Source organism: Phenylobacterium sp. (assembly GCF_031425575.1).
Taxonomy (GTDB): Bacteria; Pseudomonadota; Alphaproteobacteria; order Caulobacterales; family Caulobacteraceae; genus Phenylobacterium.
The window spans coordinates 1-9,301 of the sequence record NZ_JANPJP010000052.1 but is presented as its reverse complement, the minus strand read 5'-3'; the positions used below and the strand labels follow the sequence as shown (position 1 = coordinate 9,301).

Below are 9,301 nucleotides of genomic sequence, written 5' to 3'. Positions count from 1 at the left end.
GGGCACGGCGGCCGAAGTGACCCCGGTGTCGCAAATCGGCGACTATCAGTTCCGACCGGGGAACATCTCGCTCAGCCTGATGGACGACTACGCCCGCTTGGTCAGGCGGGAGTTGGTGGCGGCCTAAGGCGCTTTCCCTCCTCAAGAACTGGAGGAAAACACCTACGCCAGCACGGCGTAAGGCCGGGGGTGGGCGACGCCGCGGCTGAGGTAGACCAAGCCGATGATGCAGCGCACCGCGTACCAGATCGTCGCCACGGCAAAGATCAGCCACGCCACGCCCATAATCGGAAAGCCGATCAGGATAATCGCCAGCAGTGCGCCGACAGCGAACAGCACGCCGCCCGCCACCATCATCAGCAGCCCGCCCCAGAACGTGCGGATCAGATAGGTGTAGTGGCTGCGCATGGTTGGACCGGCGGCGCCTCGCTGGGCGTAGGCTATGACCAGGCCGATGATGGCGGTGACCCCGGTGGCGAACGCAAGCAGGTACAGGCCATAGACCACGGCCGGCATCGTGCGGTCTTCCGTGGCGCCGTGGTCGTCGATCATTTCACCCTCCGGCTCCGGCCCATCGCCGGAGACAACGGCTGCAAGATGGTGCGGATGCGGCCGTCGCGAAAGAGGTTGCAATGTTACATCGCGTCCACCTGCCTCAGGTCCGTGCGACGATGATCTCCACGCCGGCGCCGATCGCATCGGGCGCGAGAGCCAAGGGTTTTTCGATCCGGACCCGCGCTTGCGTGACGCGTGGATCGGCCAGGCAACGTTCCGCCAGCCGGTGAGCGAACGTCTCCACCAGGGCGATGTGCCCGCCCGCCGCCACGGCCTGCGCGGCGCTGAGGATGGCCTCATAGTTCAAGGTGTCGGCCAGTCGATCCGAGGCATCGGTGGGGACGTCGAGCTCGACATCGATCACCAGCGGTTGGAGGCGGCCGATCTCGTGCCGGTAGACGCCGATCTCGACCTGGACCTTTACGCCGGTGACGAAGACCCTCGAGGTGATCAACGTTGTGCTGCTCATGACAGGTGCTGGCCGGAGTCGACAGCGATCATCTGCCCCGTCACCGCTGTCGCGTCGATCAGATAGCGCAGCGCCGCGCCGATCTGGGCCGGCGGCACAACGCGGCCCAGCAGGGTTGAGGCGGCTTCGGCGGCGAACGCCGCATCATCCTGGTGGATCGAGGCCAGGGTGGGTCCCGGACCGATGGCGTTGACGCGGATGCGGGGGCCGAGCGCCTGTGCCAGCATCCGGGTCGCGTCCCACAACGCCGATTTGCTGAGCGCGTAGGAGAAGAAGTCCGGGCCGGGCCGCAATACCCGCTGGTCCAGCAGGTTGACGATCAGGCCGTCGCGGTTGGCCGGAAGCCGGCGCGCGAACACCTGGGCCAGCACCAGTGGCGCGCGCAGGTTGGTCTCCATGTGAAGGTCCCAGGAGGCGCGGTTCATGTCGGAAAAGGCGTCGTGTTCAAAAACGCTGGCCGAGTTGACCAGCAGGGTCACCGGGCCCAGCTCAGCCTCGGCCTCGCCCACCAGGGCCACAGTAGCGGCTTCCTGGCGCAGGTCACAGGTCAGGATGGCGGCCTTGCGGCCTTGACTGCAGACCTCACCTGCGGCGGCTTCGGCGTCATCGTCCATGGCGCGGACGTGCAGAGCGACGTCATAGCCGGCTTGCGCCGCCGTCACCGCCAGCACACGGCCAAGCCGCCGTGCGCCGCCCGTCACCAGTGCTGCGCCGCGGCTGGCCATCGGTTTGCGCCGGTCAGTCGAGGCGGCCGAACTCGAACCAGTTCAGCGCCGCCAGGACGCCGACGAAGACGAGGATCATCAGGATGCCGCTCATGGGAACTCCGTTACCCTGGGGTTGGTCCGGCTTTACCGAGGTGGCGTCGCCTCGGCAAGACCGCTGTCGGTATCCGGGTCGGCAATGGCGGCGCGTCGCCGGTTAACGCAATCTCACCATCAGGGCTTCCCACCTGATCGCCGATCACTAAAATAGAACGTGAAGATCGGGGCGGACGGCTCCATCAGCCACCAGAATAACAAGGTCCGGAGGACGTCATGCGCGAATATCTCAAGTTCTATATCGACGGAAAATGGGTCGAGCCGGTCGAGATGAAGACCATGGACGTCGAAAATCCCGCCACCGAGGAAGTCTGCGGCAAGATCGCGGTCGGCTCCGCCGCCGACGTCGACAAGGCGGTGAAGGCTGCCCGCAAGGCCTTCACCTCCTGGAGCCAGACCAGTCGCGAGGAGCGCCTGGAGGTTCTGGGTCGCATCCTGGCCGAATATCAGAAGCGCTTCGGCGACCTGGCCACGGCCGTGACCGAAGAAATGGGCGCCCCGGCCTCGCTGGCGCAGCGGGCCCAGGTTCCCATCGGCATGGGCCACTTGGCCACCGCCGTTGAAATCCTGAAGACCTTCAAGTTCGAGGAAGATCGCGGCCCGACGATGATCGTCAAGGAGCCGATCGGCGTCTGCAGCTTCATCACCCCCTGGAACTGGCCACTGAACCAGATCGTCTGCAAGGTGGCCCCGGCCATCGCGACGGGCTGCACCATGGTCCTGAAGCCCTCGGAAGTCGCACCCTTCTCGGGCCAGATCTTCGCCGAGATCATGCATGCCGCGGGCGTGCCCCCCGGCGTGTTCAACATGATCCACGGTGACGGCATCGGCGTGGGCGTGCCCATGTCGAGCCACCCGGACGTCGACATGGTGTCGTTCACCGGCTCCACCCGCGCCGGGATCGAGGTGGCCAGGAATGCTGCCCCGACGGTCAAGCGTGTTTCGCAGGAATTGGGCGGCAAGAGCCCCAACATCGTTCTCGACGACGACGCTTTCGCGAAGGGCGTGGGCCGTGGCGTCGCCAGTATGATGGTGAATTCAGGTCAGTCCTGTAACGCACCCACCCGCATGCTGGTGCCGGCGGGGCGCATGGCCGAGGCGATCGCGGTGGCAAAGGCGACCGCCGAGACCGTCACCGTCGGCGACCCTAACGGCAACAGCCAGCTGGGCCCGGTGGTCTCCCGCGTGCAGTTCGACAAGATCCAGAAGCTGATCCAGGCCGGGATCGACGAGGGCGCCACCCTGGTCATCGGCGGCACGGGTCGGCCCGAGGGCCTGGACAAGGGCTATTTCGTCAAGCCCACCGTCTTCGCCAACGTCACCAATGACATGACCATCGCCAAGGAAGAAATCTTCGGCCCCGTGCTGTCGATCCTGGGCTACGAGACGGTCGACCAGGCCATCGCGATCGGTAACGACACCGAGTACGGCCTGGCCGCCTATGTCCAGGGCGCCGACCTGGAGGCGGCCCGCAAGGTGGCCTCCAAGCTGCGCGCCGGCCAGGTCTCGATCAACGGCGGCGGCGGCGACATGATGGCCCCCTTCGGCGGCTACAAGATGAGCGGCAACGGGCGCGAGTGGGGCGACTTCGCCTTCCACGAGTTCCTGGAAACCAAGGCGGTGCTCGGCTACGCGCCGAAGCCTGCGGCGGAGTAAAGGCTCAGGGCTCCGGACTGAGGATCAGGGCCGTCCCTCGGGGCGGCCCTTTTTCGTGAGGCCAAGCGGGCTTAGGACGGCTCAGGCTTCGAACAACGTGGCCATCTTCGCCAGCACTTCGTCCATGAGCGGGGCGGGCAGCGTATCCACCTTACGCCCGCCGCGCGCCGCGAGGTCCAGGACGCGCGGCTGGTCGCAGCGCACGATGCCGGTGGTCCTGATGCCGGAGATCTCCACGGAAAACCCCAGCCGCCGCGCGAAGTCGCCGCCGTTGGTGATGGGCAGCACGACCGGCAGCTTCGTCGCCGTATTGAACGCCGACGCGGAAACGATCAGCACGGGCCGGGTTCCCTGCTGCTCGCGCCCCTGTGTCAGGTTGAGGGACACCACATAGATGTCGCCTCGCTTCAAATCAGTTCGCCGCCAACAGGCTGGCCGCCGACCCAATCTTCATCCAGCTCCGCCGCCTGGCCCGAATAGTCAGACGCCGCCAGCAATTCCGCCAGGGTGTAGCGCGGCTTCGGCGACACCTCGACCACGAGCCGCCCGCCATCGACGGCCAGCTCGACCGCCGTGCCGACCTTCAAATTAAGCAGGTCAAGTAGCACCGGCGGCACCGCCAGCATCACCGACCCGCCGACTTTGCGCAGACGGGTGCTGTGCATAGTGGGGCTCCGAGAATTATACTTCAATATAATCGGCTCGTCTCAGGGGTCAAGCAACCACCCAGCCCGAATCCCTACCCCTTCATCGCCGCCTTCACCGCCTCGGGGCGGATCGGCAGGTCGCGGACCCGGGCGCCGACCGCGCGGAAGATGGCGTTGCCGATGGCGGGGCCGACCACGGTCGTGGCGGGCTCGCCCAGGCCGACCGGCGCCTCGGTCGAGGGCATGAACGCGATATCCACGTCCGGGACGTCGCCCATGCGCAGCGGGGTGTAGCTGTCCAGGTTGGTGTCCCGGACCTCGCCGTTCTCGAACGCCGTGCCCTCGAACAGCGCCAGACTCATCCCCCAGAGCGCCGCGCCCTGCATCTGGGCCAGGGCGCCGTCGGGGCTCACGATCGTGCCGGCGTCGGCGACCAGGGTCAGCTTCTCGACCTTCACCGCGCCGCTGGCCGGGTCCACGCGCACGCGGGCGGCGCAGGCGGTCCAGGTGGGCATGTCGCGCTCCTGGCCGAAGCTGGTGGCCAGACCCAGGCCGGTATTCTTGGGCAGCGGCTTTCCCCAGCCCGCCTTTGCGGCAAGTTGTTTCAGCACCGCGGCCTGGCGCTTTGCGCCGCCGACGGCGTTGGGCGCCGAGCCGGCGTTGCGGCCGGCCCCGTCCAGCATCCGCAGCCGGAACGCCAGCGGATCCACCCCCGCTTTCGCAGCGGCCTCGGCCAGCGCGCACTCCAGCGCCCAGTGGGTGAAGCCCGGCCCGACCGAGCGCAGCCAGCCGGGCCGGAAGGTGCGGTTGGCCAGGTCGTTGCCGATGGATCGGACCCGCTGGGCGCCGACGCTGTACCAGTGGTTCGCGCCATTGGTGGCGAAGGGGTCGAAGGGCGCGCCGTTGGCGCCCTTGGGCATGAAGAACGGCGCCATCGCCTGGGTCGGCCAGCCGGCGCAGACGGCATGGTCCATGGCGGTGACGCGGCCGGCGTCGCCGAACGCGATCCGGACGGTCTGCACCGAGGGGGAGCGCGGGCTGTCGAAGCGGCTGTCGTCGGCCCGCGTCCAGACCACCTTCACCGGCTTGCCGCCGATGGCCTTGGAGGCCAGCGCCGCGACCACCGCATAGTCGCCGTTGAGCCGGCGCCCGAACCCGCCGCCAAGCAGATAGGTGCGAAGGACGATGGTCTCCTCTTTGCGACCCAGCGCCTGAGCCAGCCAGGGGAGCACCAGCGATTGCCACTGGTTGCCGGTGTGGATCTCGAACCTGCCGTCCTTCTCGAACGCCAGGGCGTTGACCGGCTCCATCTGGAAGTGGAGCGCCGTGGCCGTAGTGTAGGTGGCCTCGAGCGTGGACTTGGCGACGGCGAAGGCGGCATCGACGCCGGGGTCTTCCACCGCCAGCGAGCCCGCGGTCTTGTCCGCGATCAGCGCGCGGGCGCGGGCCTGCAGGTCGGCTTCCGAGACCTTGGCCGTGTCTCCCGCCTTCCAGGTGACCCTCAGCGCCTCGGTCGCGCGGTCGGCGGCGACGAAGCTGTCGGCGTAGACCATGACCAGCCCAGGCGCCGTGCCCGACGGATCGTCCAGGGCGATGGCGCGGATATAGCCCGGCACCGCCTTGGCCGCGGTTTCATCGATGGCGAGAACACTGGAGCCGTAGCGGGTCGGCGGCAGTTTGGGTCGGGCGTAGACCATGCCGGCGACCTTGGCGTCGAGGCCATAGATCCCCTGTCCGTTGGTCTTGCCGGGAACGTCGCGGGCCGGCGCCGGCTTTCCGATCAGCCGCCGCTGGGCGGCGGGCTTCATCGGCAATTTGGCCAGTTGTTCGGCGGTCCAGGCCTGGGCGAGATCGCCCCTGGCGACGATCTCGCCGTATATAATCGATTTCATTCCGGCCACGACGGCGCCGTTCCGGGCCGTACAGCTGACGGCCGGCGCGCCCAGCAGCTTGGCGCCGGCCTCGACCAGGGCGATTCGGCCCGCCGCCGCGGCCTGGCTGTAGAGCGGATAGCTCTGCCACACCGACCAGCTGCCGCCGGTGACCATCAGGCCCCACTTGGGATCGGAGTCCACATGGTTGATCCGCACCTTCGACCAGTCGGCCTCCAGCTCGTCAGCGACGATGCGGGCGATAGCGGTGCCGACGTGCTGGCCCATCTCGGCGCGGATGATGTGCACGGTGACGGTTCCAGCCGTGTCGATCGTGTACCAGATCGTCGGGGCGAAGGTCTCGGCGGCCTCGGCGGGGCTGGTAAGACCGAAGACCGCCCCGGCCGCGCCGACGGTGATCAGGAAGCCGCGGCGCGAGGGCGTGGCGATGGGGGGCGTATCCAGGATGAGGCTCATGCCTTGGCTCCCGCGGCCAGCTTGATGGCCTGCTTGATACGGATGTAGGCCATGCAGCGGCAGAGGTTGCCGCCCATGGCGGCCTCGATCTCCGCGTCGGTGGGATGCGGCGTCGCCTTCAGCAGGGCGGCCGCCTGCATGATCTGGCCCGACTGGCAGTAGCCGCACTGGGGCGCCTCGGTCTCGATCCAGGCCTTCTGCAGCGGATGGGCACCGCCCAGGCCCTCGATGGTGGTGACCGTCCTGCCGGCCACGGCGCCTGTGGGCGTCAGGCACGATCGCACCGCCTCCCCATCGACGTGGACGGTGCAGGCGCCGCACTGGCCGATGCCGCAGCCGAACTTCGTCCCCGTCAGGCCCGCGTCATCGCGGATCGCCCAGAGCAGCGGGGCGTCATCCGGCCCGCTTAGGGTGACCTCGCGGCCGTTAAGGCGGAAGGTGGTCATGGCGGTCCCCCAGGATCGGCGATCAAGGGTATCGGACGCCTAGTCATGGCGCGCCGCAAGCCCAATTCCCGGGCGAGGCGCCGAATACGGGCGTCAGCGGGTCTCTTCGCGTGCGCGTGCGGCGACGCTGATCGACAGCAGGACGATGCCCATCACCGCAGAGGCCAGCGACCCCATCACCACCCCCGCCCGGACCTGAGTCTCGTGCAGGACATCCCCGACCGGGAAGGCCAGGGCGCCGATGTAGAGGCTCATGGTGAAGCCGACCCCGCACAACGCGGACACGCCGTAGAGTTCGAGCCACTTGGCGCCCGTCGGCCGTCGCGCCCACTTCAGCCCGATGGCGATGGCCGCGGCGCCGAAGACGCCGATCTGTTTGCCGAAGAACAGGCCCGCGGCGACGCCCAGGCTGACCGGCCCGAACAGCGCCCCAGCGGCCTCACCGCCCAGCGGAAAGCCTGCGGCGGTGAAGGCGAAGACCGGCAGGATGCCGAACGCCACATACGGGTGCAGCGCCTCCATGGTCTGGTGCAGCACGCCCGGCCCGCCCGGCCGCTTCGGGTCCATCGGCAGGCAGAACGCGGCGGCGATCCCGGCGAGCGACGTGTTGACCCCGGACTTCAGGGTGAAGCCCCAGAGCACGATGCCAGCGGCGACCCACAGCGCATAGGGCGCACCCTTCCAGCGGCCCATCGCCGCCATGACCGCCACCACGGCCAGGGCGCCGGCCAGCATCGGGACACTGACGTCTGAGGTGAACAGCAGAGCGATCAGCGCGACCGCCGCCAGATCATCGGCGATGGCCAGGGTCAGCAGGAAGATCCGGAGCGAGGGCGGCAGTTGCTTGCCCACCACGGCCAGGGCGGCCAGCGCGAAGGCAATGTCCGTGGCCGTGGGGATCGGCCAGCCCTGCGGCGCGCCGCCGGCCCCGGTGTTGATCAGCGTATAGATGAGCGCCGGCGCCGCCACGCCTCCGATCGCCGCCAGGACAGGCAGGGCCAGCCGGCGTGGATTGGACAGCTCCCCGCGCAGGACCTCGTGCTTGATCTCCAGCCCGACCACGAAAAAGAAGATGGGCATCAGCGCGCCCTTCACCCAGCCGCTGAGCGTCATGGTCTCGGCGAAGGCGCCAACCTGGATGGTCACGTCCTGATGCGTCAGGTGGTCGTAGGCGGCCGCCCAGGGCGAGTTGGCCCAGACGATCGCGATCATGGCCGCCACGGCCAGGATCAGGCCCGAGCCCGTCTCGGTCTTGAGGAAGGCGAGGGTGGACCGCGTTGACATGGGCTCTGCCTAACAAGCCGGTGCGGCGGGCTCTAGCGAAATCGGGTGGCGCGCGGGCGCGCCGGCCCTAAGCTGGCCGCCAACCAGAACAGCAGCCAGGAGGCGCGCCATGAGACTGAGCAAGGCCCGAATCGAACCCCTCAGCGACGCCGAGATGGGCGATGACCATCGCGAGGCCCTGAAGGATTTCGGAGGCAACATCCTCAACATCTTCCGTACCCTGGTCCGGGCGCCAAAGGCGCTGGTGCGGTTCAACGCCTGGGGCAGCTATGTGCTGTCCCGCCGCAACGACCTGCCCGAGCGCGAGCGGGAGATCGTGATCCTGCGGGTCGGCTACCTGTGCAAGTCCGGCTACGAGTTCACCCAGCACACCCGCATCGGCCTGCAGGCGGGGCTGACCCCCGACGAGATCGCCCGGATCAAGCAGGGCGCCGACGCCGGCTGGAGCCCGGCCGACGCTGTCCTGATCCGCGCCACCGACGAGCTGCACAGCGATCAGTTCATCACCGACGACACCTGGCGCGAGCTGGCGCGGCACTTCTCCGAGAAGCAGTGCATGGACGTGGTCTTCACCACCGGCCAGTACACCCAGGTCTCGATGATGCTGAACACCTTCGGCGTCCAGCTCGATGCCGGCCAGACCCTCGATCCCGACCTCAAGGGTTTCTGAGGTGAGCGGACGCCTGGAGGGCAGGACCGCCATCGTCTGCGGCGCCGGCCAGACGCCGGGCGAGACGGTCGGCAACGGCCGGGCGATGGCGCTGCTGTTCGCCCGCGAAGGGGCACGCGTGCTCTGCGTGGACCGGGTGCTGGCGCGGGCGGAAGAGACGGCGGCCCTGGTCCTCGCCGAGGGCGGCGACGCCAGCGCCTGGCCGGCGGACATCACCCGCGCCGCCGACGTCGCCGCGATGGTCGCGGAAGCCCAAAGCCGGCTGGGGCGGCTGGACATCCTGGTCAACAATGTCGGCATCGGCGGCGGCGATGGCCCGGCGCACCGCGTCGAGGAGGCCGCCTTCGACCGGGTGCTCAATGTAAACCTCAAGGGGACATGGCTCGTCACCAAAGCGGTGCTGGC

Annotated in this window: 11 protein-coding genes; 3 read left to right on the top strand and 8 right to left on the bottom strand. The window is 68.4% G+C overall.

Annotated elements, in window-relative coordinates; translation table 11 throughout:
• Nucleotides 1–162: 162 nt before the first annotated feature.
• The 3 genes from RMO97_RS03035 to RMO97_RS03025 all read right to left on the bottom strand — a co-directional run bounded on the left by RMO97_RS03035 (nt 163) and on the right by RMO97_RS03025 (nt 1,749).
• Nucleotides 163–552 (bottom strand): hypothetical protein, encoded by a 390-nt coding sequence (locus RMO97_RS03035; RefSeq protein ID WP_310539071.1) that lies wholly within the window; start codon nt 550–552, stop codon nt 163–165.
• Between the two features lie 103 nt (nt 553–655).
• The gene (gene folB / locus RMO97_RS03030; protein ID WP_310539070.1) at nt 656–1,024 is read right to left on the bottom strand and encodes a dihydroneopterin aldolase; all 369 of its coding nucleotides are present in this window, start codon (nt 1,022–1,024) and stop codon (nt 656–658) included.
• Nucleotides 1,021–1,749, bottom strand: a complete 729-nt coding sequence (locus RMO97_RS03025) for an SDR family oxidoreductase (RefSeq protein ID WP_409035278.1) — start codon at nt 1,747–1,749, stop codon at nt 1,021–1,023. The genes folB and RMO97_RS03025 overlap by 4 nt, the downstream gene beginning before the upstream one ends.
• A gap of 312 nt (nt 1,750–2,061) precedes the next feature.
• Here RMO97_RS03025 and RMO97_RS03020 point away from each other — a divergent pair, with 312 nt between their 5' ends.
• On the top strand, nt 2,062–3,501 hold the full coding sequence (locus tag RMO97_RS03020) for an aldehyde dehydrogenase family protein (protein ID WP_310539069.1): 1,440 nt from the start codon (nt 2,062–2,064) through the stop codon (nt 3,499–3,501).
• Nucleotides 3,502–3,582: 81 nt separating this feature from the next.
• On the opposite strand, the gene RMO97_RS03015 is transcribed toward RMO97_RS03020, so the two are convergent.
• The 5 genes from RMO97_RS03015 to nhaA form a co-directional block, all read right to left on the bottom strand.
• A complete protein-coding gene (locus RMO97_RS03015) occupies nt 3,583–3,912 on the bottom strand; it encodes a type II toxin-antitoxin system PemK/MazF family toxin (RefSeq protein ID WP_310539068.1) in 330 nt (109 codons plus the stop codon).
• The gene (locus RMO97_RS03010) at nt 3,909–4,166 is read right to left on the bottom strand and encodes an antitoxin (RefSeq protein ID WP_310539067.1); all 258 of its coding nucleotides are present in this window, start codon (nt 4,164–4,166) and stop codon (nt 3,909–3,911) included. Before RMO97_RS03010 ends, RMO97_RS03015 begins: the two co-directional genes overlap by 4 nt.
• Nucleotides 4,167–4,240: 74 nt before the next feature.
• Entirely contained in the window at nt 4,241–6,496 is a 2,256-nt protein-coding gene (locus RMO97_RS03005; protein WP_310539066.1) for a molybdopterin cofactor-binding domain-containing protein, read from the bottom strand.
• Complete coding sequence (locus RMO97_RS03000) at nt 6,493–6,942, bottom strand: 2Fe-2S iron-sulfur cluster-binding protein (protein WP_310539065.1); 450 nt, start codon at nt 6,940–6,942, stop codon at nt 6,493–6,495. The genes RMO97_RS03005 and RMO97_RS03000 overlap by 4 nt, the downstream gene beginning before the upstream one ends.
• 93 nt (nt 6,943–7,035) lie before the next feature.
• Nucleotides 7,036–8,226 (bottom strand): Na+/H+ antiporter NhaA, encoded by a 1,191-nt coding sequence (gene nhaA, locus RMO97_RS02995; RefSeq protein WP_310539064.1) that lies wholly within the window; start codon nt 8,224–8,226, stop codon nt 7,036–7,038.
• Nucleotides 8,227–8,335: 109 nt separating this feature from the next.
• Here nhaA and RMO97_RS02990 point away from each other — a divergent pair, with 109 nt between their 5' ends.
• Together RMO97_RS02990 and RMO97_RS02985 are read left to right on the top strand one after the other, a co-directional pair.
• A complete protein-coding gene (locus RMO97_RS02990) occupies nt 8,336–8,896 on the top strand; it encodes a carboxymuconolactone decarboxylase family protein (protein ID WP_310539063.1) in 561 nt (186 codons plus the stop codon).
• Nucleotide 8,897: 1 nt separating this feature from the next.
• Nucleotides 8,898–9,301, top strand: a 404-nt coding sequence (locus RMO97_RS02985; RefSeq protein WP_310539062.1) for an SDR family NAD(P)-dependent oxidoreductase, incomplete at its 3' end; no start/stop codon positions are given.

Bases quoted from the DNA above. Each gene is read 5' to 3' on its own strand.
- RMO97_RS02990 (WP_310539063.1), top strand. From the start codon at position 8,336: ATGAGACTGAGCAAGGCCCGAATCGAACCCCTCAGCGACGCCGAGATG.
- RMO97_RS03020 (WP_310539069.1), top strand. From the start codon at position 2,062: ATGCGCGAATATCTCAAGTTCTATATCGACGGAAAATGGGTCGAGCCG.
- nhaA (WP_310539064.1), bottom strand. From the start codon at position 8,226: ATGTCAACGCGGTCCACCCTCGCCTTCCTCAAGACCGAGACGGGCTCG.
- RMO97_RS03025 (WP_409035278.1), bottom strand. From the start codon at position 1,749: ATGGCCAGCCGCGGCGCAGCACTGGTGACGGGCGGCGCACGGCGGCTT.
- RMO97_RS03000 (WP_310539065.1), bottom strand. From the start codon at position 6,942: ATGACCACCTTCCGCCTTAACGGCCGCGAGGTCACCCTAAGCGGGCCG.
- RMO97_RS03035 (WP_310539071.1), bottom strand. From the start codon at position 552: ATGATCGACGACCACGGCGCCACGGAAGACCGCACGATGCCGGCCGTG.
- RMO97_RS03005 (WP_310539066.1), bottom strand. From the start codon at position 6,496: ATGAGCCTCATCCTGGATACGCCCCCCATCGCCACGCCCTCGCGCCGC.
- folB (WP_310539070.1), bottom strand. From the start codon at position 1,024: ATGAGCAGCACAACGTTGATCACCTCGAGGGTCTTCGTCACCGGCGTA.
- RMO97_RS03010 (WP_310539067.1), bottom strand. From the start codon at position 4,166: ATGCACAGCACCCGTCTGCGCAAAGTCGGCGGGTCGGTGATGCTGGCG.